Annotated in this window: 24 protein-coding genes, 1 tRNA gene and 1 pseudogene; 16 read left to right on the top strand and 10 right to left on the bottom strand. The window is 51.4% G+C overall.

The annotated features are described in order from the left end of the window. Positions 1 to 75: 75 nt before the first annotated feature. From frdA to frdD, 4 genes are read left to right on the top strand one after another with little or no spacing between them, the layout of a single operon-like run. Positions 76 to 1,866, top strand: a complete 1,791-nt coding sequence (gene frdA, locus OGV93_RS09740) for a fumarate reductase (quinol) flavoprotein subunit (protein WP_016151402.1) — start codon at positions 76 to 78, stop codon at positions 1,864 to 1,866. Further along, on the top strand, positions 1,859 to 2,593 hold the full coding sequence (gene frdB / locus OGV93_RS09735; protein ID WP_006686291.1) for a fumarate reductase iron-sulfur protein: 735 nt from the start codon (positions 1,859 to 1,861) through the stop codon (positions 2,591 to 2,593). Before frdA ends, frdB begins: the two co-directional genes overlap by 8 nt. 10 nt (positions 2,594 to 2,603) lie before the next feature. Continuing rightward, positions 2,604 to 2,999, top strand: a complete 396-nt coding sequence (gene frdC, locus OGV93_RS09730) for a fumarate reductase subunit FrdC (protein ID WP_016151401.1) — start codon at positions 2,604 to 2,606, stop codon at positions 2,997 to 2,999. A 10-nt stretch (positions 3,000 to 3,009) separates the two neighbouring features. After that, a complete protein-coding gene (gene frdD / locus OGV93_RS09725) occupies positions 3,010 to 3,366 on the top strand; it encodes a fumarate reductase subunit FrdD (RefSeq protein WP_003025535.1) in 357 nt (118 codons plus the stop codon). 44 nt (positions 3,367 to 3,410) lie between these two features. Here frdD and ampR read toward each other — a convergent pair whose 3' ends face one another. After that, positions 3,411 to 4,283 carry a LysR family transcriptional regulator AmpR gene (ampR, locus tag OGV93_RS09720; protein WP_016155499.1) on the bottom strand — a complete coding sequence of 291 codons (873 nt, stop codon included), beginning with the start codon at positions 4,281 to 4,283 and terminating at the stop codon, positions 3,411 to 3,413. Between the two features lie 131 nt (positions 4,284 to 4,414). Here ampR and OGV93_RS09715 point away from each other — a divergent pair, with 131 nt between their 5' ends. Beyond that, entirely contained in the window at positions 4,415 to 5,560 is a 1,146-nt protein-coding gene (locus tag OGV93_RS09715; protein WP_016155498.1) for a class C beta-lactamase CMY-101, read from the top strand. A gap of 93 nt (positions 5,561 to 5,653) precedes the next feature. After that, positions 5,654 to 6,187 carry a lipocalin family protein gene (locus tag OGV93_RS09710; protein ID WP_016151398.1) on the top strand — a complete coding sequence of 178 codons (534 nt, stop codon included), beginning with the start codon at positions 5,654 to 5,656 and terminating at the stop codon, positions 6,185 to 6,187. Here the strand turns inward: OGV93_RS09710 and sugE are convergent. Next, a complete protein-coding gene (gene sugE / locus OGV93_RS09705; RefSeq protein ID WP_016151397.1) occupies positions 6,184 to 6,501 on the bottom strand; it encodes a quaternary ammonium compound efflux SMR transporter SugE in 318 nt (105 codons plus the stop codon). The two genes, OGV93_RS09710 and sugE, sit on opposite strands and share 4 nt — an antisense overlap. A gap of 256 nt (positions 6,502 to 6,757) precedes the next feature. On the opposite strand from sugE, the gene OGV93_RS09700 reads away from it, so the two are divergent. After that, on the top strand, positions 6,758 to 7,357 hold the full coding sequence (locus OGV93_RS09700; protein ID WP_287109537.1) for a LuxR C-terminal-related transcriptional regulator: 600 nt from the start codon (positions 6,758 to 6,760) through the stop codon (positions 7,355 to 7,357). Positions 7,358 to 7,387: 30 nt separating this feature from the next. Here the strand turns inward: OGV93_RS09700 and ecnB are convergent, their stop codons facing one another. The 3 genes from ecnB to efp all read right to left on the bottom strand — a co-directional run bounded on the left by ecnB (position 7,388) and on the right by efp (position 8,400). Next, a complete protein-coding gene (ecnB, locus tag OGV93_RS09695) occupies positions 7,388 to 7,534 on the bottom strand; it encodes a lipoprotein toxin entericidin B (protein ID WP_016151395.1) in 147 nt (48 codons plus the stop codon). Positions 7,535 to 7,641: 107 nt separating this feature from the next. After that, on the bottom strand, positions 7,642 to 7,776 hold the full coding sequence (gene ecnA / locus OGV93_RS09690; RefSeq protein WP_016151394.1) for a lipoprotein antitoxin entericidin A: 135 nt from the start codon (positions 7,774 to 7,776) through the stop codon (positions 7,642 to 7,644). A 57-nt stretch (positions 7,777 to 7,833) separates the two neighbouring features. Further along, positions 7,834 to 8,400, bottom strand: a complete 567-nt coding sequence (gene efp, locus OGV93_RS09685; protein WP_003025478.1) for an elongation factor P — start codon at positions 8,398 to 8,400, stop codon at positions 7,834 to 7,836. A 41-nt stretch (positions 8,401 to 8,441) separates the two neighbouring features. On the opposite strand from efp, the gene epmB reads away from it, so the two are divergent. Together epmB and yjeJ are read left to right on the top strand one after the other, a co-directional pair. Beyond that, positions 8,442 to 9,470 carry an EF-P beta-lysylation protein EpmB gene (gene epmB, locus OGV93_RS09680; RefSeq protein ID WP_016155496.1) on the top strand — a complete coding sequence of 343 codons (1,029 nt, stop codon included), beginning with the start codon at positions 8,442 to 8,444 and terminating at the stop codon, positions 9,468 to 9,470. 183 nt (positions 9,471 to 9,653) lie between these two features. Continuing rightward, entirely contained in the window at positions 9,654 to 10,517 is an 864-nt protein-coding gene (gene yjeJ, locus OGV93_RS09675; RefSeq protein ID WP_287109536.1) for a YjeJ family protein, read from the top strand. A gap of 86 nt (positions 10,518 to 10,603) precedes the next feature. On the opposite strand, the gene OGV93_RS09670 is transcribed toward yjeJ, so the two are convergent. The 3 genes from OGV93_RS09670 to OGV93_RS09660 form a co-directional block, all read right to left on the bottom strand. Next, positions 10,604 to 10,957: a DUF4156 domain-containing protein gene (locus tag OGV93_RS09670; RefSeq protein WP_016151391.1), complete on the bottom strand. Its 354-nt coding sequence runs from the start codon at positions 10,955 to 10,957 to the stop codon at positions 10,604 to 10,606. A gap of 251 nt (positions 10,958 to 11,208) precedes the next feature. Further along, the gene (gene groL / locus OGV93_RS09665) at positions 11,209 to 12,855 is read right to left on the bottom strand and encodes a chaperonin GroEL (RefSeq protein WP_003025464.1); all 1,647 of its coding nucleotides are present in this window, start codon (positions 12,853 to 12,855) and stop codon (positions 11,209 to 11,211) included. A 43-nt stretch (positions 12,856 to 12,898) separates the two neighbouring features. Next, a complete protein-coding gene (locus tag OGV93_RS09660) occupies positions 12,899 to 13,192 on the bottom strand; it encodes a co-chaperone GroES (protein ID WP_000027827.1) in 294 nt (97 codons plus the stop codon). A gap of 275 nt (positions 13,193 to 13,467) precedes the next feature. On the opposite strand from OGV93_RS09660, the gene yjeH reads away from it, so the two are divergent. Next, on the top strand, positions 13,468 to 14,733 hold the full coding sequence (yjeH, locus tag OGV93_RS09655; RefSeq protein ID WP_019078188.1) for an L-methionine/branched-chain amino acid transporter: 1,266 nt from the start codon (positions 13,468 to 13,470) through the stop codon (positions 14,731 to 14,733). Between the two features lie 48 nt (positions 14,734 to 14,781). Here yjeH and OGV93_RS09650 read toward each other — a convergent pair whose 3' ends face one another. Next, on the bottom strand, positions 14,782 to 15,258 hold the full coding sequence (locus tag OGV93_RS09650) for an FxsA family protein (protein WP_016151389.1): 477 nt from the start codon (positions 15,256 to 15,258) through the stop codon (positions 14,782 to 14,784). A gap of 338 nt (positions 15,259 to 15,596) precedes the next feature. Here OGV93_RS09650 and aspA point away from each other — a divergent pair, with 338 nt between their 5' ends. The 5 genes from aspA (at position 15,597) to OGV93_RS09625 (ending at position 21,226) form a co-directional block, all read left to right on the top strand. After that, complete coding sequence (gene aspA / locus OGV93_RS09645) at positions 15,597 to 17,033, top strand: aspartate ammonia-lyase (protein WP_016151388.1); 1,437 nt, start codon at positions 15,597 to 15,599, stop codon at positions 17,031 to 17,033. 115 nt (positions 17,034 to 17,148) lie between these two features. Next, positions 17,149 to 18,450: an anaerobic C4-dicarboxylate transporter DcuA gene (gene dcuA / locus OGV93_RS09640; RefSeq protein ID WP_016151387.1), complete on the top strand. Its 1,302-nt coding sequence runs from the start codon at positions 17,149 to 17,151 to the stop codon at positions 18,448 to 18,450. 131 nt (positions 18,451 to 18,581) lie between these two features. After that, positions 18,582 to 18,929, top strand: coding sequence for a divalent cation tolerance protein CutA (gene cutA / locus OGV93_RS09635; RefSeq protein ID WP_003025447.1), 348 nt, complete (start codon positions 18,582 to 18,584; stop codon positions 18,927 to 18,929). Then, complete coding sequence (locus OGV93_RS09630) at positions 18,905 to 20,614, top strand: protein-disulfide reductase DsbD (protein WP_047358979.1); 1,710 nt, start codon at positions 18,905 to 18,907, stop codon at positions 20,612 to 20,614. The genes cutA and OGV93_RS09630 overlap by 25 nt, the downstream gene beginning before the upstream one ends. A 36-nt stretch (positions 20,615 to 20,650) precedes the next feature. Next, positions 20,651 to 21,226 carry a transcriptional regulator gene (locus OGV93_RS09625; RefSeq protein ID WP_200084694.1) on the top strand — a complete coding sequence of 192 codons (576 nt, stop codon included), beginning with the start codon at positions 20,651 to 20,653 and terminating at the stop codon, positions 21,224 to 21,226. 1 nt (position 21,227) lies between these two features. Here the strand turns inward: OGV93_RS09625 and OGV93_RS23915 are convergent. Continuing rightward, a pseudogene (locus OGV93_RS23915) lies at positions 21,228 to 21,314 on the bottom strand (LysE family translocator); the annotation flags it as partial. A 287-nt stretch (positions 21,315 to 21,601) separates the two neighbouring features. Between OGV93_RS23915 and OGV93_RS09620 the strand changes: the two are divergent. Further along, positions 21,602 to 21,677: transfer RNA gene (locus OGV93_RS09620), tRNA-Phe, on the top strand. Positions 21,678 to 22,325 lie beyond the last annotated feature (648 nt).

Here is a 22,325-nt window from a genome sequence, read left to right as displayed (position 1 = left end):
TTCATAACCTGTTTGAAGCCGATGAAGCATCTGATTTCAGGCAGGAATGAAATAACAACAATCTGGAGGAATGTCGTGCAAACCTTTCAAGCCGATCTTGCCATTATAGGCGCCGGTGGCGCGGGATTACGTGCTGCAATTGCTGCCGCACAAGCAAATCCCAACGCTAAAATCGCACTGATCTCAAAAGTGTACCCAATGCGCAGCCATACCGTTGCTGCCGAAGGCGGCTCTGCTGCTGTCGCGCAGGATCATGACAGCTTTGACTACCATTTTCACGATACGGTAGCAGGCGGAGACTGGCTGTGTGAGCAGGATGTCGTGGATTACTTTGTCCACCACTGCCCAACTGAAATGACGCAACTGGAACAATGGGGCTGCCCATGGAGCCGCCGTGAAGACGGTAGCGTCAACGTACGTCGCTTCGGCGGTATGAAAATCGAGCGTACCTGGTTTGCCGCGGATAAAACCGGCTTCCACATGTTGCATACGCTGTTCCAAACATCTTTGCAGTTCCCGCAGATTCAGCGCTTTGACGAACACTTCGTTCTGGATATCCTGGTTGATGATGGCCATGCTCGCGGCCTGGTTGCCATGAACATGATGGAAGGCACGCTGATGCAGATCCGTGCTAATGCTGTTGTGATGGCAACGGGCGGCGCAGGTCGTGTTTACCGTTACAACACCAACGGCGGCATCGTAACTGGCGACGGTATGGGCATGGCGCTGAGCCACGGCGTTCCGCTGCGTGATATGGAATTCGTTCAGTATCACCCGACGGGTCTGCCAGGCTCTGGTATCCTGATGACCGAAGGCTGCCGTGGTGAAGGCGGTATCCTGGTCAACAAAAACGGCTACCGTTATCTGCAAGATTACGGCATGGGTCCGGAAACCCCGCTGGGCGAACCGAAAAACAAATACATGGAACTCGGTCCGCGCGACAAAGTTTCTCAGGCGTTCTGGCACGAATGGCGTAAAGGCAACACCATTTCCACCCCGCGTGGCGATGTGGTTCACCTCGACCTGCGTCACCTCGGCGAGAAAAAACTGCTCGAACGTTTACCGTTCATCTGCGAACTGGCGAAAGCCTACGTGGGTGTCGATCCGGTTAAAGAGCCGATCCCGGTACGTCCTACCGCGCACTACACCATGGGCGGTATCGAAACCGATCAGCACTGTGAAACCCGCATTAAAGGTCTGTTCGCTGTGGGCGAATGTTCCTCTGTTGGTCTGCATGGCGCTAACCGTCTGGGTTCTAACTCTCTGGCGGAACTGGTGGTCTTCGGTCGTATGGCCGGTGAACAGGCTGCAGAACGTGCTGCAACGGCTGGCGCTGCAAACAGTGCCGCGCTCGATGCGCAGGTTGCTGGCGTTGAAAAACGTCTGAAAGATCTGGTTAACCAGGAAGGTAACGAAAACTGGTCTAAGATCCGTGACGAAATGGGCCTGTCCATGGAAGAAGGTTGCGGTATCTACCGTACACCGGAACTCATGCAGAAAACCGTTGATAAACTGGCGGAGCTGCAGGAACGCTTCAAGCGCGTACGTATCACTGATACCTCCAGCGTCTTCAACACCGACCTGCTGTACACCATCGAACTGGGTCACGGTCTGAACGTTGCTGAATGTATGGCGCACTCTGCTCTGGCGCGTAAAGAATCCCGCGGCGCGCATCAGCGTCTGGATGAAGGCTGCACCGAGCGTGACGATGTGAACTTCCTCAAACACACCCTCGCCTTCCGCGATGCTGACGGCACGACTCGTCTGGAATACAGCGACGTGAAAATCACCACTCTGCCACCGGCTAAACGTGTTTACGGTGGCGAAGCGGAAGCAGCCGATAAGAAGGAGAAGGCGAATGGCTGAGATGAAAAACCTGAAAGTTGAGGTGGTGCGCTATAACCCGGAAACCGATACCGCGCCGCACAGTGCTTTCTACGAAGTTCCTTATGATGAAACCACGTCACTGCTGGATGCGCTGGGCTACATCAAGGATAACCTGGCACCGGACCTGAGCTACCGCTGGTCCTGCCGTATGGCGATCTGCGGCTCCTGCGGCATGATGGTCAACAATGTACCTAAACTGGCGTGCAAAACCTTCCTGCGTGATTACACCAACGGCATGAAGGTTGAAGCGCTGGGCAACTTCCCGATTGAGCGCGATCTGGTCGTCGACATGACGCACTTTATCGAAAGCCTGGAAGCGATCAAACCGTACATCATCGGTAACCCGCGTACACCGGATCAGGGTCCAAACACCCAGACTCCGGCGCAGATGGCGAAGTATCATCAGTTCTCCGGTTGCATCAACTGTGGTCTGTGCTACGCCGCGTGCCCGCAGTTCGGCCTGAACCCAGAGTTCATTGGACCGGCTGCGATTACGCTGGCGCATCGTTACAACGAAGATAGCCGCGACCACGGTAAGAAGGAGCGTATGGCTCAGTTGAACAGCCCGAACGGCGTCTGGTCCTGTACTTTTGTGGGCTACTGCTCCGAAGTCTGCCCGAAACACGTCGATCCGGCTGCGGCCATTCAGCAGGGTAAAGTTGAAAGTTCAAAAGACTTTCTTATCGCTACCCTGAAACCACGCTAAGGAGTGCACGATGACGACTAAACGCAAACCCTATGTGCGACCAATGACGTCCACCTGGTGGAAAAAGCTGCCATTTTATCGTTTTTACATGCTGCGCGAAGGCACGGCGGTTCCGGCAGTCTGGTTCAGCATTGAACTGATTATCGGCCTGTTTGCACTCAAGCATGGTGCAGAGTCCTGGATGGGCTTTGTCGCCTTTTTGCAAAACCCGGTGGTGGTGATCCTGAATATTATCGCCCTGGCAGCAGCGCTGCTGCATACCAAAACCTGGTTTGAGCTGGCGCCAAAAGCTGCCAACATCATCGTAAAAGACGAAAAAATGGGGCCAGAGCCGATCATCAAAGGTCTCTGGGCAGTTACTGTGGTTGCGACAGTAGTAATACTGTTTGTTGCCCTGTTCTGGTAAGGAGTCCGGAATGATTAATCCAAATCCAAAACGCTCTGACGAACCCGTATTCTGGGGCCTGTTTGGTGCAGGCGGTATGTGGAGCGCAATCATTGCGCCGGTGATGATCCTGCTGGTCGGCATTATGCTGCCGCTGGGCTTTGTTCCTGATGCTTTCAGCTATGAACGCGTACTGGCATTCGCTCAGAGCTTCATCGGACGTGCGTTTCTGTTCCTGATGATCGTTCTGCCGCTGTGGTGCGGTTTACACCGTATGCACCACGCAATGCATGACCTGAAAATCCACGTGCCTGCGGGCAAATGGGTATTCTACGGACTGGCAGCTATCCTGACCGTTGTAACGGCTATTGGGATCCTGACCATCTAATCGCATGCGTTAATTATCAGGCCCGCCAATGGCGGGCCTTTTTATTAGTGCAGCATCCCGGTCAACCAGCGGGAAAACTCACGCATCGCGGGCGTCTCCGGACGAGATTGTAAACGCGTTATCCAGTAACTCCCCAGATCAATCTGCGTTAGAAAAGGCTGCACGATACGTTCACTACTGAGCAAATGCGTGAACATTCTTACCGGTGCAATTGCCACACCAATCCCCGCCTGCGCGGCTTCCAGCATTGAGACGGACGAGTCAAACACCACCACGTTGTGCGTCGGTGACGGAGGCGCTTCTCCGGCGGCCTGCATCCAAAGCGTCCATTCATCACGCCGATACGATCGTAATAACGGAAATTTCAGGATATCCACAGGTGCTTTAATCTGCGAGGCCAATGTCGGTGAACACAGCGGAGACATCAGCGCGCTACACAAATATTGCGCATCGGTATCGTGCCAGGCTCCTCCTCCGTAGCGAATAGTATAATCCAGCCCTTCGGCGGCGGGATCCACACGGTTATTGTGGGTGGAAATATGCAAATCAATATGCGGACAGTGGCGCTTAAAGTCGCTCAACAGAGGGAAAAGACAACCGACCGCAAAGGTCCCCACCACGCCAATTTTAAGTTTTTCCTGAGTCTGTTTAGTGGCAAAACGATCCAACATCCCCGCCATACGATCGAAAGAGTCATTAAGTACAGGTAACAGACTTTCCCCTTCAGTCGTCAACATTAACCCTCGAGAACCACGCACAAAAAGCTGACAATTCAGCTGTTGCTCCAGCGCTTTCACATGCTGGCTTATTGCAGAATGCGTCACGTTGAGCTCAATCGCAGCGCGGGTAAAGCTGAGATGTCTGGCCGCTGCTTCAAAAGCCCGCAGCGAGTTAAGGGGGATATAGCTACGCGTCATTATCTGGCCTGTTAGAAAAACTTATATCTGCTGCTAAATTTAACCGTTTGTCAACACGGTGCAAATCAAACACACTGATTACGTCTGACGGGCCCGGACACCCTTTCGCTTTTAATTACGGAACTGATTTCATGATGAAAAAATCGATATGCTGCGCGCTGCTGCTGACAGCTTCTTTCTCCACGTTTGCCGCCGCAAAAACAGAACAACAAATTGCCGATATCGTTAACCGCACCATCACACCGCTGATGCAGGAGCAGGCTATTCCGGGTATGGCCGTTGCGATTATCTATCAGGGGAAACCTTATTACTTTACCTGGGGTAAAGCCGATATCGCCAATAACCGTCCAGTCACTCAACAAACGCTGTTTGAACTCGGATCGGTCAGTAAAACGTTCAACGGCGTGCTGGGCGGCGATGCTATCGCCCGCGGCGAAATTAAGCTCAGCGATCCGGTCACGCATTACTGGCCTGAACTGACTGGTAAGCAGTGGCAGGGTATCAGCCTGCTGCACTTAGCCACCTACACGGCAGGCGGCCTGCCGCTTCAGGTTCCGGACGACGTTACGGATAAAGCCGCGTTACTACGCTTTTATCAAAACTGGCAGCCGCAATGGGCCCCAGGCGCTAAACGTCTTTATGCTAACTCCAGCATTGGTCTGTTTGGCGCCCTGGCGGTGAAACCCTCAGGCATGAGCTACGAAGAGGCGATGACCAAACGCGTCCTGCACCCCTTAAAACTGGCGCATACCTGGATTACGGTTCCGCAGAGCGAACAAAAAGATTATGCCTGGGGTTATCGCGAAGGAAAGCCAGTGCATGTATCCCCTGGCCAACTTGATGCCGAAGCCTACGGGGTGAAATCGAGCGTTATCGATATGACCCGTTGGGTTCAGGCCAACATGGACGCCAGCCAGGTTCAGGAGAAAACGCTCCAGCAGGGCATCGAGCTTGCGCAGTCACGTTACTGGCGTATTGGCGATATGTACCAGGGCCTGGGCTGGGAGATGCTGAACTGGCCGGTGAAGGCCGACTCGATAATTAGCGGTAGCGACAGCAAAGTAGCACTGGCAGCGCTTCCTGCCGTTGAGGTAAACCCGCCCGCGCCTGCCGTGAAAGCCTCATGGGTGCATAAAACGGGCTCCACTGGCGGATTCGGCAGCTATGTTGCTTTCGTTCCAGAAAAAAACCTTGGCATCGTGATGCTGGCAAACAAGAGCTACCCAAACCCTGTTCGCGTCGAGGCCGCCTGGCGCATTCTTGAAAAACTGCAGTAACGGACAAGGAGGCCCTGGATATTGGGCTTCCTTTCTTTCTCTTTTTTTCCTGCTGTCATCTACACTTAACAAAAATCCAGCAAGGAAAATCCCATGCGCATTCTGCCCGTCGTTGCTGCAGTTACGGCTGCATTTCTGGTTGTCGCTTGCAGCACCCCAACACCCCCGAAAGGTGTTACCGTAGTAAATAACTTTGATGCCACACGCTATCTGGGCACCTGGTATGAAATTGCGCGTTTCGACCATCGATTCGAACGCGGACTGGAAAAAGTGACTGCTACCTACAGCCTGCGCGACGACGGCGGTATCAATGTTATTAACAAGGGCTATAACCCGGACAGAGGAATGTGGCAGAAAACGGAGGGGAAAGCCTACTTCACTGGCGACCCAAACCGCGCTGCGCTCAAGGTCTCGTTTTTTGGCCCCTTCTACGGCGGGTATAACGTGATTGCCCTCGACAGGGAATATCGTCACGCGCTAGTTTGCGGGCCGGATCGCGACTACCTGTGGATCCTTTCACGGACCCCTACTATTTCAGATGAAATGAAACAGCAAATGCTGGCCATCGCGACCCGGGAAGGGTTTGAGGTGAATAAGCTGATTTGGGTAAAACAGCCTGGCGCTTAGTGGGTGCTCAGCTTGAGGCCAATAATACCGGCCACAATCAGCCCGAGGCTCAGTAACCGCGCCGGGCTGGCAGATTCACCCAGCAGCAGAATCCCTGTAATGGCCGCCCCGACTGCGCCGATACCGGTCCATACAGCATAGGCGGTTCCTACAGGCAACGTACGCATTGCCCAGGAGAGCATGGCGATACTGACGATCATTGCCACAATAGTGATAATGCTTGGCGTCAAACGCGTAAAACCGTGGGTATATTTCAGGCCAATCGCCCAGACAACTTCGAGCAGACCTGCAATTAATAAAACGATCCAGGACATATCAGGCTCCAGAACAATGGGGCCGTCCCCGGTGAAAGAAGCGTTTGCAGGTCGTCCTGCAAAGCTGATGTGTGAAATGGCATTTTTGCCCGAGAGAAAATGAATTTCAACCTTTTTATTCGCTGCCCGCTAAAAGCAAGAATTAAGCATAATTAGCGGCGTAGTTCCCGCATTTGGCACTCATCGGAGTTCTCTATGATGAAGGGCTTTCTGAATCCGGAAAGTCGATTGCCTCTCTTCTGAATGCGAAAAGGTTATGCTTAAAATTTTAGTGATTGACCGGTGCCACTTTACCCGCACAGGGATTGAGGCCTTGCTTAATCATTCTGGCAGGTTCAGCTCCTCATTTCTTGTGTCAGGGATCAATAATCTCCTGTTAGCAAAAGAGCATATTTTGCAGTGGAAGCCGCATCTGGTGATCGCGGATTTATACAGTTTTATTAGCGAGACGCATACCAGTCCGCCAATTAAACCCTTTTTCATGAGCTGCGGCGTCATCCCGCTGATTTTACTGCAATCAGTTGAAAGACAGCACGCCTCAATTGCTTCCTCTCAATCCGTCGCCTATTCGGTCTTAACCAAGCACACCACGATGAACGCGCTCTCACACACGATTCAGGAGGCGCTACAGCTTCGCCCCACATTAGAAATAGCCGAAAACGCGACTCCGCTGCTTACGCCGCAGGAGGAGAAAGTATTGTCAATGTGGATGGATGGTGTGAGTAACAATGCGATAGCCGCCGCACTCAGCATTCATGGCAAGACGGTCTACACCTATAAACGGAATATCCGCATGAAACTGCACATGGGGAACCGCTTCTCACCGTTTCTCTCACTCCCCGGGAAGGGGAATTAACGGTACGACGTGACGTCGTACCGTTCATGATTATTGTTGAGCTTTTGTCGCTGCACCAGAGATTGCGCTACCGCCCTCAGAGATATCCTGCCCAACACCTTTCGTGGTATTGCACGCAGTCAATACTGAAGAAAGAACCAACACAGAAAAGATCGCTGCAATTGTCTTTTTAACCATAACGTCTTCCTTTTCTAGCCAATATTGTTTGTGTATAGCTCATTAATAATAGACAAGATCCGGAAGTGTGATGGATAAACAACCGTTTTTAAGACTATGAGAGAGTGTTAGCTGGCGGCGTGAGAGATTGAATTGCCAAGATGTTTGATGTCTTCACCGAAGCCGCGCGCGGTATTACAACCCGCCAGGAGAGTGCTGGTGAAAAGGATGAGCATTACAAGACTGAGAAGACGTTTCATCATTCCTGCCCTGGAAAAAGTATGGCGCAGCAACCTGCGCCATAAGATCAAATAGATATCTTATTTTACGCGAGAAACGTATTCGCCGGAGCGAGTATCCACTTTGATCACTTCACCGATCTGTACGAACAGCGGAACTTTAACGACTGCGCCAGTAGACAGAGTAGCCGGTTTGCCGCCAGTACCAGCGGTATCGCCTTTCAGACCTGGGTCAGTTTCAACGACTTCCAGCTCAACGAAGTTTGGCGGAGTCACGGAGATCGGCTGACCGTTCCACAGGGTCACGATGCATTCAGCCTGGTCCAGCAGCCATTTAGCGTTATCGCCTACCGCTTTCTCGTCTGCAGCCAGCTGTTCGAAAGTGGTGTTATTCATAAAGTGCCAGAACTCACCGTCGCTATACAGGAAGGTCAGGTTCATGTCGGCTACGTCTGCGCCTTCAGCGGAATCGGTAGACTTGAAGGTTTTCTCTACGCGAGTACCGGTCAGCAGGCGACGCAGCTTAACGCGCGCAAATGCCTGGCCTTTACCTGGTTTAACGAATTCGCTGGCTTCAACCGCATAAGGTTCGCCGTCCAACATGATTTTAAGACCAGCACGAAAATCGTTGCTATAGTACGTTGCCATAAGGCCCTCTGAAAATTGTTAACTGGTAGCTAAGCCACAAAATGGCGCATATTGTAACCCTAAATACCCCATCCAGAGAAGATTGGTTATCGCAACTTGCCGATGTTGTGACCGATCCTGATGAACTTCTGCATCTTTTGAATATAGACGCAGATGAAAAACTGTTGGCCGGACGCGACGCGAGACGACTTTTCGCCCTGCGCGTACCGCGCGCCTTTATTGCTCGTATGGAAAAAGGTAATCCGGACGATCCGCTTTTGCGTCAGGTACTTACTTCCCAGGAAGAGTTTGTTGCTGCACCTGGCTACTCGACCGATCCGCTGGAAGAACAGCACAGCGTGGTCCCCGGTTTGCTGCATAAATATCGCAATCGGGCACTATTGTTGGTTAAAGGCGGTTGCGCGGTAAATTGTCGCTATTGCTTCCGCCGACACTTCCCGTATGCCGAAAACCAGGGCAATAAGCGCAACTGGCAGGTCGCCCTGGACTACATTAGCGCGCATCCTGAGCTGGATGAGATTATCTTCTCCGGTGGTGATCCGCTAATGGCCAAGGACCATGAACTGGACTGGTTACTCACACAACTGGAAGCCATCCCGCACATTAAGCGTCTGCGTATTCACAGCCGTTTGCCGATTGTGATCCCCGCGCGCATTACTGAAGGACTGGCCCAGCGCTTTGCGCGCTCCTCCCTGCAGGTTCTGCTGGTCAACCACATTAACCACGCCAATGAGGTCGATGAGGCGTTTCACCAGGCGATGGTCCGACTGCGTACCGCTGGCGTCACGCTACTCAACCAAAGCGTTTTGCTGCGTGGCGTGAACGATAACGCACAAACGCTGGCGAACCTGAGCAACGCCCTGTTTGATGCGGGGGTGATGCCCTATTACCTGCACGTACTGGACAAAGTGCAAGGTGCCGCCCACTTTATGGTCAGCGACGATGAGGCACGTCACATTATGCGTGAACTGCTGACGTTGGTTTCCGGCTATATGGTCCCCAAACTGGCGCGTGAAATTGGCGGAGAGCCAAGTAAAACGCCGTTGGATCTGCAACTACGCCAACAATAATCATTATTGAGTGTCCGATTCTGGACACTCACCACGATTACTTATTATTTAAATCCTCACAAGTGGAGCCACACTTTTAATCTGTGCTATTTTAATTAGCGCTATAAAATCATTAATTCATAATTTGTATCATTAGAACCAAATTCATAATATTAATAAATATATGGTTAGGGAGAACCTTTTATGGTTATAAGTATTAAGGGCATTAATACCGGTGTTATTCGTCAAAATAATGAATTTATTGCTTTAGCATTAAAGATAAAAGAACCAAGGAATAAAACGTCGTTATTTTTTCTTTCTCCGCTTGGGCTAAGAGATCTGCTGATCGCCCTGGAAAGCAGGCTATCCGCCAAACATCAGCTTAGCGAAGACGAGCATGCGCAATATGAGAAGGAATGCGATAAAGTCAGCAAAAAGATGCACGAAAATATTCCTTTGATTCAGGAAGATGAGCTAAAAAATGCCGACATTAATCGTCGCATAAATTCGCTGATGTTAGTGGATGACAAAGGCGAAAACTTAACATTTTCTCTGACACTGCATGATGGACAAACGTGTGAATTACTGGTTAATGAACTACAGATTCGGGTGCTGGTCCATGCTGTTATTCATGCAATAAATAATGCTGGCATGCGGGAATTAGCGCTACGAATTACATCGCTGCTGGATTTCCTGCCGCTGTACGATGTTGATTGCCGGGCAAACGACAATCTGGAATACGACTCTTATACGCACCCCGAATGGAAACAAAGCCTGTTTAATCATTATCTGGCGATTATTTACCGCTATACGGATGATCAAGGAAAAGCCCAGTTCTGTGGTTCGGTAGTAAAAACTCGCGCCCCTTCCGGCAGCAAAGAGGCCGAAGCCATTACTCGCCGTCTTCTCGATTTCAGCCCACGGCTGAAAAAGCTTGCTGGTGTACCGTGCCAGGTGTTTGTCAGAACGTTGACGGGTGATAAGGCGCAAAAGCTCAATCAGGATCAGTGCCTGGGCGCGCTGCATCATTTACGCGCTCAGTCTGTGCATAACGCTCAAAATGCCTGATGTTTCTGCGCTTATCAGGCCGACGAATTTGTATCGTAGGCCTGATAAGAAGTTGTAGCGTCGCCATCAGGCATCAACAGCATTTATCAATTTGGGCACTTATAAACCTGTCCAGTCATTTCACTGGCAGTAGGAACAAAGCTGGACAGCATTCCCTGTGATGGGCTGCTGACGCCATAAATCACGTTACCACCCATTGCCGCAGCCTGGTTACGCAGATCGTTTGCTGCGCCACGCATAGAGCCACCCTCTTCGCCGTGCTGGCCAGAAAGCCAGTTGCTTTGCGTACCGGTTGCAGTGCCAATCAGTTGACACTCTGCGCCAGGCTTCTCTTCGACGAAGCGTACGCTTTGCCCGGCTGAACTCAGTTCGTTGCTGGAGCTACAACCCGCCATCAGTAGCGCGGCACCAACGATCCCTGCTAAATATTTCACGTGCATGTCATTCCCCATAATCAATGAGCTGGACGTTATGTCCGTAGCTGAATCATATACTAAAAAGATGACCAAAAGAAAAACCCCCGGACATTTCTGCCCGAGGGTTTCTCATTTTTCGCGAGATACGTATTTAATCAAATAATTCAAGTTGCAGGCAGGCGGCAGGTTCTGAATCCCCCAGTGCTTACATGAGTAAGTGACTGGGGTAAACGAACGCAGCCAATGAACCTGCGGCTTGAAGTATGAAGATTAAATTACATCATGCCGCCCATTCCACCCATGCCGCCCATACCACCAGCAGCACCTAAGTCAGGCGCATCGCCTTTCGGCAGGTCAGTAACCATGCACTCGGTGGTGATCATCAGACCCGCAACAGAAGCCGCGTACTGCAGAGCTGAACGCGTTACTTTGGTTGGATCCAGGATACCCATGTCGATCATGTTACCGTATTCTTCAGTTGCAGCGTTGTAACCGTAGTTACCGTCACCCGCTTTCACGGTGTTAGCCACTACAGACGGCTCTTCGCCGCAGTTCAGTACGATTTGACGCAGCGGAGATTCCATTGCGCGCAGCGCAACTTTGATACCTACGTTCTGGTCTTCGTTCTGACCTTTCAGACCGGCAATCTTAGACGCTACGCGAATCAGCGCAACACCACCACCAGCAACCACACCTTCTTCTACCGCAGCACGGGTCGCGTGCAGGGCATCTTCAACGCGGGCTTTCTTCTCTTTCATTTCAACTTCAGTCGCAGCACCAACTTTGATAACCGCAACGCCGCCTGCCAGTTTCGCTACGCGCTCCTGCAGTTTTTCACGGTCGTAGTCGGAAGTGGCTTCTTCGATCTGCTGACGAATCTGAGTCACGCGACCCTGGATTGCAGCTTCGTCACCCACGCCATCAATGATGGTGGTGGTGTCTTTGTTGATAACAACGCGTTTCGCCTGACCCAGATCTTCCAGAGTTGCTTTTTCCAGCTCCATACCGATCTCTTCAGAGATAACGGTACCACCGGTCAGGGTAGCGATATCCTGCAGCATCGCTTTACGACGGTCGCCGAAGCCAGGCGCTTTAACCGCCGCGACTTTCACGATACCGCGCATGGTGTTAACAACCAGAGTTGCCAGCGCTTCGCCTTCAACATCTTCAGCGATGATCAGCAGTGGTTTACCGGCTTTTGCTACTGCTTCCAGCACCGGCAGCATTTCGCGGATGTTGGAGATTTTCTTGTCAGCCAGCAGGATGAACGGGCTTTCCAGTTCTACTGCGCCAGTTTCCGGCTTGTTGATGAAGTAAGGAGACAGGTAACCACGGTCGAACTGCATACCTTCAACCACGTCCAGTTCGTCCTGCAGACCGGTACCGTCTTCAACGGTGATCACGCCTTCTTTACCGACTTTGTCCATCGCTTCAGCGATCAGTTTACCTACGGTTTCGTCGGAGTTAGCGGAGATAGTACCAACCTGAGCAATAGCTTTAGAGTCAGAGCACGGTACGGACAGTGCTTTCAGTTCTTCAACGGCAGCAGCGACAGCTTTGTCGATACCACGTTTCAGATCCATCGGGTTCATGCCTGCAGCAACGGCTTTCAGACCTTCAGTGATGATGGACTGCGCCAGTACGGTTGCGGTGGTGGTACCGTCGCCTGCAGCGTCGTTCGCTTTAGAGGCAACTTCTTTCACCATCTGCGCCCCCATGTTTTCGAACTTGTCTTCCAGTTCGATTTCACGGGCTACGGAAACACCATCTTTAGTGATGGTCGGTGCACCGAAAGATTTATCCAGAACTACGTTACGGCCTTTTGGACCGAGGGTAACTTTCACTGCATCTGCCAGTACGTTTACGCCGCGCAGCATTTTCACACGAGCGTCGTTACCGAATTTTACGTCTTTAGCTGCCATTTTCTCTTTCCCTTAAATTCGTATGTTCAGTGTCGTTCGCGGATTAGGCTTCAACAATTGCCAGGATGTCACTTTCAGACATGATCAACACTTCTTCATTGTCGATCTTCTCAGATTTAACACCGTAGCCATCGTTGAAAATAACGATATCGCCGACTTTAACGTCCAGCGGCTGTACGGTACCGTTGTCCAGGATGCGGCCCTTACCGACAGCGATGATTTCGCCACGAGTTGACTTACCTGCTGCAGAACCGGTCAGTACGATGCCGCCAGCAGATTTAGATTCAACTTCTTTACGTTTGACGATCACACGATCATGTAACGGACGAATACTCATTGATAGCTCTCCTTTGAGAAAGTCTTTATCAGTTATGGGTGACGCCGGCCCGTGAACGGTTTCCCGGCTAGTGACCAGAGAAATGGGGATGGGGCTTTGTACCTTCAAGGGGGCAAGCGAAAAAAAATTTATATCAGCAGAAAATTCCGGCAAAACGCCGACTCGCATCACATTTTATAACGATTTCAGTCACGTCGTCATAAGCAAATACGATTGTGATACCATCAAAAATCTGCGCTGTAGCCCGGTCAATGGGCATAACCGGATAACAACTTATGAGCGGACTGAAACAAGAGCTGGGACTGGCTCAGGGCATTGGCCTGTTGTCGACATCATTACTAGGTACAGGCGTTTTCGCCGTCCCTGCGCTAGCCGCGCTGGTGGCTGGCAACAACAGCCTGTGGGCCTGGCCGGTGCTGATTGTTTTAGTCTTTCCCGTGGCGATTGTCTTTGCCGTACTGGGTCGTCATTTTCCCAGCGCGGGTGGCGTGGCGCATTTTGTTGGTATGGCCTTTGGCTCACGCCTGGAGCGCGTCACCGGATGGCTATTTTTGTCGGTGATTCCCGTCGGCTTGCCTGCGGCATTACATATTGCCGCCGGATTTGGTCAAGCGATGTTTGGCTGGCATGACGAACAGCTTCTGTTGGCAGAGCTCGGTACGCTGGCATTGGTTTGGTATATCGGCTCCCACGGTGCCAGCTCTAGCGCTAATCTGCAAACGGTCATTGCCGGATTGATTGTTGCCCTCATTGTCGCCATCTGGTGGGCAGGCGATGTGAAACCTGGCGAAATCCCTTTCCCTGCGATAACCGAGATTGAGCTCCCCGGACTGTTCGCCGCGCTGTCGGTGATGTTCTGGTGTTTTGTTGGCCTTGAAGCGTTTGCCCATCTGGCATCTGAATTCAAAAACCCGGAGCGGGATTTCCCGCGCGCGCTGATGATCGGCCTGCTGCTTGCGGGCTCTGTTTATTGGGCATGCACCGTCGTCGTGCTTCATTTTGGCGCCTACGGTGAGCAAATGGCGGCGGCGGCCTCACTGCCAGAGATCGTCGTGCAGTTATTTGGCGTACAGGCACTGTGGGTCGCCTGCATCATTGGTTATCTGGCCTGTTTTGCCAGTCTCAACATTTATATTCAAAGCTTCGCCCGGCTGGTCTGGTCGCAAGCGCAATATAAGCCGGAAAGTCATCTGGCGCGTCTGTCACCCCGTCACCTTCCGCGCAATGCGCTAAACGCCGTATTGGGCTGCTGCGTGATCAGTACGTTGTGCATCTATATGCTGAAAATCAATCTCGATGCGTTAATCATCTATGCTAACGGCATCTTTATTATGATTTATTTGCTGTGCATGCTGGCGGGATGTCGATTACTGAAAGGGCATTATCGCATGCTGGCGGTCATTGGCGGTCTACTGTGTCTGCTGCTGTTGGCAATGGTTGGCTGGAAGAGCCTGTATGCGCTGATTATGCTGGCAGGGCTGTGGCTGTTTTTACCCCGCAGGCCGGATAAGGCGACGTTGACGCCGTCATCCGGCAGATAAGCATTTTGCCGGATGGTGCTCACGCTTATCCGGCCCGCATACTGATGCTTAATCCCGAGGATCGTCTTTATGATCAATACGGTTGCGATCGTCGTCTTTGCGCTGAAATTCGCCATCAAAGGTCTCACCGCCACCGGTTCCGGCGCTGAAACCACCGCCCGGCATACGCGAAAAACGCAAATGCGGCAGCAGTTTCATCGTCAGATGTTTTTGCACCGGGGGTAATAAAAGAAGAAGACCGAGGAAATCGGTGAAAAAACCGGGCAGTACCAACAGCAGACCAGCAATGATCAGCGACACGCTCTTGATCATTTCTGCAGCAGGACTTTCACCAGCCGCCATTTTTTGTTGCATCAGTAAAAAGTTTTTAAATCCCTGGTTACGAACCAGAGACATACCGATAACCGACGTAAAAATAACCAAAATCAGCGTCATCAGGACACCCAGGACATGGGCAACCTGAATAAAAATAGATATCTCTATGTAAACATAGAGAAAAATGGCAAGTAATGGTATCCAGCGCAAAGGGTTCTCCTGTCAATAACAGTCGTTTTTTTCAACGCCTGTCCGATGAATTATGTGACTCGCATCAATTAGATGTTGAGGTGGTTAGCAAAATTTCAAGTCGCTTGTACACTTATTTTTAGTATTAATCCTAAAGGGGTGATCCATTTCACAGAATAATAAATAAGGGGTAAATTCCACGCTTTAAGTGATCCAGATTACGGTAGAAATCCTGAACCAGCATATGATCTCGAGTATCAGACCGATGCAGGGGATAATCGTCGGTCGAGAAACAATCGAAATCACATATATCCTGTGTGTTTAGTCAAATCATTGGCAGCTTGAAAAAGAAGGTTCACATGTTAAACAACATTCGTATCGAAGAAGACTTGTTGGGTACCAGGGAAGTTCCAGCGGACGCCTACTACGGTGTTCACACTCTGAGAGCGATTGAAAACTTCTACATTAGCAACAACAAAATCAGCGACATTCCTGAATTTGTTCGCGGTATGGTAATGGTTAAAAAGGCAGCGGCAATGGCCAACAAAGAGCTGCAAACCATTCCTAAGAGTGTGGCAAATGCCATCATCGCGGCGTGTGATGAAGTCCTGAATAACGGAAAATGCATGGATCAATTCCCGGTAGATGTTTACCAGGGTGGTGCGGGTACCTCCGTCAACATGAACACCAACGAAGTGCTGGCCAATATCGGTCTGGAACTGATGGGTCACCAGAAAGGTGAATATCAGTACCTGAACCCGAACGACCACGTTAACAAATGTCAGTCTACCAACGACGCTTACCCAACTGGCTTCCGTATCGCGGTATACGCATCCATCATCAAACTGATCGATGCCCTGAACCAGCTGCGTGAAGGCTTCGAACAAAAAGCTGTTGAATTCCAGGACATCCTGAAAATGGGCCGTACCCAGCTGCAGGATGCTGTACCGATGACCCTCGGTCAGGAATTCCATGCTTTCAGCGTACTGTTGAAAGAAGAAGTGAAAAACATTAGTCGTACCGCTGAGCTGCTGCTGGAAGTTAACCTCGGTGCAACTGCAATCGGTACGGGTCTGAACACGCCGAAAGAATACTCCCCGCTGGCAGTACAGAAACTGGCTGAAGTCACTGGCTTCGCCTGTGTTCCGGCAGAAGATCTGATTGAAGCAACTTCTGACTGCGGCGCATACGTTATGGTTCACGGCGCACTGAAACGTCTGGCTGTTAAGATGTCCAAAATCTGTAACGACCTGCGTTTGCTCTCCTCTGGCCCACGCGCTGGTCTGAACGAGATCAACCTGCCGGAACTGCAGGCTGGTTCTTCTATCATGCCAGCAAAAGTGAACCCAGTTGTTCCAGAAGTCGTAAACCAGGTTTGCTTTAAAGTCATCGGTAACGACATCACCGTTACTATGGCATCTGAAGCTGGTCAGCTGCAGCTGAACGTAATGGAGCCGGTCATTGGCCAGGCAATGTTTGAATCCATTCACATTCTGAGCAATGCTTGCTACAACCTGCTGGAAAAATGCGTTAGTGGTATCACTGCTAACAAAGAAGTCTGTGAAGCGTTTGTATTCAACTCCATCGGCATCGTTACTTACCTCAACCCGTTCATCGGTCACCACAACGGCGACATCGTCGGTAAAATTTGTGCCGAAACCGGTAAGAGCGTACGTGAAGTTGTCCTGGAACGCGGTCTGTTGACCGAGTCTGAACTGGACGATATCTTCTCTGCACAGAACCTGATGCACCCTGCTTATAAAGCAAAACGTTATACTGATGAAAGCGAACAGTAATCGTGTAGGGTAGTACCGGAGAAGGCACGTCATGATGACGTGCCTTTTTTCTTACTCGAAGTTACTTAAAAACAACAATTTAATATCAACTTGTTAAACAACAAGGAAGGCTAATATGATAGTTTTAGAACTTATCATCGTTTTGCTGGCAATCTTTTTAGGTGCCAGACTTGGGGGTATCGGTATTGGATTTGCAGGTGGGCTGGGTGTTCTGGTTCTTGCCGCTATTGGCGTAAAACCGGGTAATATTCCGTTCGATGTTATTTCCATTATCATGGCGGTTATCGCTGCCATCTCTGCCATGCAGATTGCCGGTGGTCTGGACTATCTGGTTCATCAAACTGAAAAACTGCTGCGTAAAAACCCGAAATACATCACGATCCTTGCACCAATCGTGACCTATTTCCTGACTATCTTTGCCGGTACCGGCAACATCTCTCTGGCAACTCTGCCGGTTATCGCTGAAGTCGCGAAGGAACAAGGTATCAAACCTTGCCGTCCGCTCTCTACCGCAGTGGTTTCTGCACAGATTGCGATTACGGCGTCGCCAATCTCCGCAGCCGTGGTTTACATGTCTTCCGTAATGGAAGGTCATGGCATCAGCTACATTCACCTGCTGTCCGTGGTCATTCCGTCCACTCTGCTGGCCGTTCTGGTGATGTCCTTCCTGGTAACAATGCTGTTCAACTCCAAACTGTCTGACGACCCGATTTATCGTAAGCGTCTGGAAGAAGGTTTGGTTGAACTGCGTGGTGAAAGACAAGTTGAAATCAAAGCTGGCGCGAAAACCTCCGTTTGGTTGTTCCTGCTGGGCGTGATTTGCGTAGTTGTATACGCCATCATCAACAGCCCAAGCCTCGGCCTGGTTGCTAAACCGCTGATGAACACCACCAACGCAATCCTGATCATCATGCTGAGCGTCGCGACGCTGACTACGATCGTCTGCCGCGTTGAAACTGACTCCATCCTGAACTCCAGCACCTTTAAAGCGGGTATGAGCGCCTGTATTTGTATCCTGGGTGTTGCATGGCTGGGTGATACCTTCGTATCTCACAACATTGACTGGATCAAAGATACTGCAGGTAGCGTAATTCAGGGTCATCCGTGGTTGCTGGCTGTCATCTTCTTCTTTGCTTCTGCGCTGCTGTACTCTCAGGCTGCAACCGCTAAAGCACTGATGCCGATGGCTCTGGCTCTGAACGTTTCCCCACTGACTGCTGTTGCGTCTTTCGCAGCTGTTTCTGGCCTGTTCATTCTGCCAACCTACCCAACTCTGGTTGCGGCGGTGCAGATGGATGACACCGGTACAACCCGCATCGGTAAATTCGTCTTTAACCATCCGTTCTTCATCCCGGGTACTCTGGGCGTGCTTTTGGCTGTCTGCTTCGGCTTCTTGCTGGGCAGCTTCATGCTGTAAAACTTTACTGCAGGGTGCCTTCGCGCCCTGCAGTTCCTCCTCCTCATCATCCCGCTTTAACTAACATCCTTCCCTCGTCCGTTGTATAGTGACCACTCTTTAGCTGGTTACTCTGTTCTTTCGAGGTGTTTATGCTTGATGTAAAGAGTCAGGATATTTCCATCCCCGATACCGTTGTGGTGCTCTGTACCGCCCCGGATGAAGCAACCGCCCAGGATCTGGCCGCCAAAGTGCTGGCGGAAAAGCTGGCTGCCTGCGTGACGCTGCTGCCTGGCGCGACCTCCCTCTATTATTGGGAAGGTAAGCTGGAGCAGGAATATGAAGTCCAGATGATTTTAAAAACCACCGTCACACACCAGCAAGCCCTTCTCGATTGCCTGAAGTCACATCATCCATACCAAACGCCTGAACTTCTGGTTTTACCCGTCACTCACGGAGACTTTGATTACCGCTCATGGCTCAACGCATCCTTACGCTGATCCTGCTGCTGTGCAGCACATCTACCTTTGCCGGATTATTTGACGCGCCTGGCCGCTCGCAGTTTGTTCCTGCCGATCGGGCGTTTGTTTTTGATTTTCAGCAAAACCAACACGATCTGAACCTCTCATGGCAGGTTAAAGATGGCTACTATCTGTATCGCAAACAGATAAGCATTACGCCATCTCAGGCCGATATCGCCGAGGTAAAACTACCGCCAGGCGTCTGGCATGAAGATGAGTTTTATGGCAAAAGTGAGATTTACCGTAAACAATTGACTATCCCGGTCACGGTCAATCAGGCTAAATCTGGCGCAACATTAACGGTCACATACCAGGGCTGTGCCGACGCCGGTTTTTGCTATCCGCCTGAAACTAAAACGGTGCCATTAAGTGAAGTGTCTGCCGATACCAGGGCGACACCTGCGCCAGTTCCTGCCACCGATACTTTGCAAGAGAGACCACAACCCGCAACCCAGCTTCCCTTCTCTGCGCTGTGGGCATTGCTAATCGGAATTGGCATCGCGTTTACACCTTGCGTATTGCCGATGTATCCGCTGATTTCCGGTATCGTGCTGGGCGGCAAACAACGCTTATCAACCGGACGCGCGCTGCTGCTGACGTTTATCTACGTCCAGGGAATGGCGCTCACTTATACCGCGCTGGGTCTGGTTGTTGCGGCCGCCGGATTGCAGTTCCAGGCTGCGCTACAGCATCCTTACGTCCTGATTGGCCTTGCCGTCGTCTTTACGCTGCTGGCCCTTTCGATGTTTGGCTTGTTCACGCTGCAACTCCCTTCATCGCTGCAAACACGCCTTACATTGATGAGTAACCGTCAACAAGGCGGTTCCCCCGGTAGCGTCTTTGCGATGGGGGCGATTGCCGGCCTCATCTGTTCTCCTTGTACAACAGCCCCGCTAAGCGCGATTTTGCTGTATATCGCTCAGAGCGGGAACATGTGGCTGGGAGGCGGCACGCTGTATCTGTACGCGTTGGGGATGGGATTACCTCTGATGCTAATTACCGTATTCGGTAATCGTCTGTTACCTAAAAGCGGCCCATGGATGGAACATGTCAAAACCGCTTTTGGCTTTGTCATTCTGGCGCTCCCCGTCTTCTTACTCGAACGCATCATTGGCGACGACTGGGGCGTTCGCCTGTGGTCGCTGTTGGGCGTCGCATTCTTTAGCTGGGCATTTATCACCAGCCTGCAGGCAAAGCACGCCTGGATGCGCATCGTGCAAATTATCCTGTTAGCTGCAGCGCTGGTAAGCGTACGGCCATTGCAGGACTGGGCGTTCGGCGTGCCGCATGCTCAAACCCAGACACACCTTAACTTCACGCCTGTGGCTTCGGTGGATGCGCTAAATCAGGCGCTGGCACAAGCTAAAGGCAAACCCGTGATGTTGGATCTGTATGCTGACTGGTGCGTGGCCTGTAAGGAGTTTGAGAAGTATACGTTTAGCAATCAGCAGGTTCAGCAAGCGCTAGGCGACACGGTGCTTTTGCAGGCGGATGTGACTGCAAATAATGCCCAGGATGTCGCTCTGCTGAAACATCTACAGGTTTTAGGTTTGCCGACTATTTTGTTCTTTGACGCCGAGGGGAAAGAGCATCCGGAGGCTCGGGTAACCGGCTTTATGGATGCCGCGACCTTCAGCGCACATTTGCGCGATCGCCAACCGTGAGCGACACTTGCAACAAGAAATACGGAGGAGAATACCGTGCAACGTGAAGATGTCCTGGGAGAAGCCCTGAAATTACTTGAGGTTCAAGGGATAGCCAATACCACACTGGAAATGGTGGCCGATCGTATCGATTATCCTCTTGATGAACTACAACGCTTTTGGTCCGACAAAGAGGCCATTCTGTACGATGCGTTACGTTACCTCAGCCAGCGGGTGGATATCTGGCGGCGTCAACTTTTGCTGGATGACACCCTGAGCGCTGAACAGAAATTACTGGCACGCTACACCGCGCTGTCCGAATGCGTGAGCAATAATCGCTATCCAGGCTGCCTGTTTATCGCCGCCTGTACGTTTTACCCCGATCCCGGGCATCCGATCCATCAGTTAGCCGATCAGCAAAAAAAGGCGGCACATGACTTCACCCATGAGCTGCTGACGACGCTGGAAGTTGACGACCCAGCAATGGTCGCCAAACAGATGGAACTGGTGCTGGAGGGCTGTCTGAGCCGCATGCTGGTGAATCGTAGCCATGCTGATGTCGAAACGGCACACCGTCTGGCTGAAGATATCCTGCGCTTTGCTCAGTGCCGTATGGGCGGTGCGCTGACCTAAGCAAGCATGCCCGCCAGGCCGAAATGAGTAAACAAAAACGCACCATCGCCACGGTGGTGCGAAATACTCTGTTAAACGCCCGTCCAACTCATTGCCGACACACCAGCGGGTCCTGCCGCAGCAATTGCACCGTTAGTTACTGGAAACGTCGGAAAGGTTTGTGCACAACTTGCGGTAGTGTGCGGGAGTAATACAGGCCGCGTAACGTTTTCGTCAGCCTTTGCTCATATAGAAGGTCAGATAGGTAAATTGCCTGGAAGTTTTGTGCAAACTTCAGGCATAATCGCACAGATTGCCGCAATATTAAGCGGTTGAACATCTTTTCCCGAAATTTGATTGACTGGCAGACGTGAATACGGTTTAATGCGCCCCGTTGCCCGGATAGCTCAGTCGGTAGAGCAGGGGATTGAAAATCCCCGTGTCCTTGGTTCGATTCCGAGTCCGGGCACCACTATTTAAAGAACCCGCCCTAGAGGCGGGTTTTTGCTTTTGTAGTTTCTGATACTTTCCAACCGATCATCTCTCAATATCTTTACTGCTCTACCCCCACAAAATCCATACGTAAGATTAGTCGTGCCTGTTAGCAAGCTGAGATCTGGGTTCTATAAGAAGATGGGGTTTAACGTGATGGGATGTACAGAGGTCCGCGATCCTGAGCGACAGTACCTGTTACTCAACCCCGCGCACAGATAACAGGCAATGTGCTGCCGGGAGAGCCTGGTGCGCTGCGCTTCTCAGGCCTGAACACCGGTTGCAACAGTATGGGCTGGATAAAATGGTACGCTGCATCCGGCAGTTCTCACTCCCTGCAGACGCAAAAAAGCCCATCCTGCCGGATGGGCTTCTTCACTTGTTTGATGCCTGGCAGTTTATGGCGGGCGTCCTGCCCGCCACCCTCCGGGCCGTTGCTGCGCAACGTTCAAATCCGCTCCCGGCGGATTTGTCCTCCTCAGGAGAGCACTCACCGACAGACCACAGATAAAACAAAAGGCCCGGTCTTTCGACCGGGCCTTTCGCTTTTATTTGATGCCTGGCAGTTCCCTACTCTCGCATGGGGAGACCCCACACTACCATCGGCGCTACGGCGTTTCACTTCTGA

The sequence above is a fragment of the Citrobacter sp. Cb031 genome, from assembly GCF_030336725.1.
GTDB classification, from domain to species: Bacteria; Pseudomonadota; Gammaproteobacteria; order Enterobacterales; family Enterobacteriaceae; genus Citrobacter; species Citrobacter braakii.
This window is presented reverse-complemented; position numbering and strand designations above follow the sequence as displayed.

Excerpts from the sequence above, each read along its gene's own strand:
- sugE (WP_016151397.1), bottom strand. The coding sequence starts at position 6,501 with ATGTCCTGGATCGTTTTATTAATTGCAGGTCTGCTCGAAGTTGTCTGG.
- frdB (WP_006686291.1), top strand. The coding sequence starts at position 1,859 with ATGGCTGAGATGAAAAACCTGAAAGTTGAGGTGGTGCGCTATAACCCG.
- efp (WP_003025478.1), bottom strand. The coding sequence starts at position 8,400 with ATGGCAACGTACTATAGCAACGATTTTCGTGCTGGTCTTAAAATCATG.
- OGV93_RS09710 (WP_016151398.1), top strand. The coding sequence starts at position 5,654 with ATGCGCATTCTGCCCGTCGTTGCTGCAGTTACGGCTGCATTTCTGGTT.
- cutA (WP_003025447.1), top strand. The coding sequence starts at position 18,582 with ATGCTTGATGTAAAGAGTCAGGATATTTCCATCCCCGATACCGTTGTG.
- OGV93_RS09715 (WP_016155498.1), top strand. The coding sequence starts at position 4,415 with ATGATGAAAAAATCGATATGCTGCGCGCTGCTGCTGACAGCTTCTTTC.
- ecnA (WP_016151394.1), bottom strand. The coding sequence starts at position 7,776 with ATGATGAAACGTCTTCTCAGTCTTGTAATGCTCATCCTTTTCACCAGC.
- frdC (WP_016151401.1), top strand. The coding sequence starts at position 2,604 with ATGACGACTAAACGCAAACCCTATGTGCGACCAATGACGTCCACCTGG.
- epmB (WP_016155496.1), top strand. The coding sequence starts at position 8,442 with ATGGCGCATATTGTAACCCTAAATACCCCATCCAGAGAAGATTGGTTA.
- OGV93_RS09660 (WP_000027827.1), bottom strand. The coding sequence starts at position 13,192 with ATGAGTATTCGTCCGTTACATGATCGTGTGATCGTCAAACGTAAAGAA.
- groL (WP_003025464.1), bottom strand. The coding sequence starts at position 12,855 with ATGGCAGCTAAAGACGTAAAATTCGGTAACGACGCTCGTGTGAAAATG.
- OGV93_RS09670 (WP_016151391.1), bottom strand. The coding sequence starts at position 10,957 with ATGCACGTGAAATATTTAGCAGGGATCGTTGGTGCCGCGCTACTGATG.
- OGV93_RS09700 (WP_287109537.1), top strand. The coding sequence starts at position 6,758 with ATGCTTAAAATTTTAGTGATTGACCGGTGCCACTTTACCCGCACAGGG.
- yjeJ (WP_287109536.1), top strand. The coding sequence starts at position 9,654 with ATGGTTATAAGTATTAAGGGCATTAATACCGGTGTTATTCGTCAAAAT.
- yjeH (WP_019078188.1), top strand. The coding sequence starts at position 13,468 with ATGAGCGGACTGAAACAAGAGCTGGGACTGGCTCAGGGCATTGGCCTG.
- dcuA (WP_016151387.1), top strand. The coding sequence starts at position 17,149 with ATGATAGTTTTAGAACTTATCATCGTTTTGCTGGCAATCTTTTTAGGT.
- frdD (WP_003025535.1), top strand. The coding sequence starts at position 3,010 with ATGATTAATCCAAATCCAAAACGCTCTGACGAACCCGTATTCTGGGGC.
- ecnB (WP_016151395.1), bottom strand. The coding sequence starts at position 7,534 with ATGGTTAAAAAGACAATTGCAGCGATCTTTTCTGTGTTGGTTCTTTCT.
- ampR (WP_016155499.1), bottom strand. The coding sequence starts at position 4,283 with ATGACGCGTAGCTATATCCCCCTTAACTCGCTGCGGGCTTTTGAAGCA.
- aspA (WP_016151388.1), top strand. The coding sequence starts at position 15,597 with ATGTTAAACAACATTCGTATCGAAGAAGACTTGTTGGGTACCAGGGAA.
- OGV93_RS09630 (WP_047358979.1), top strand. The coding sequence starts at position 18,905 with ATGGCTCAACGCATCCTTACGCTGATCCTGCTGCTGTGCAGCACATCT.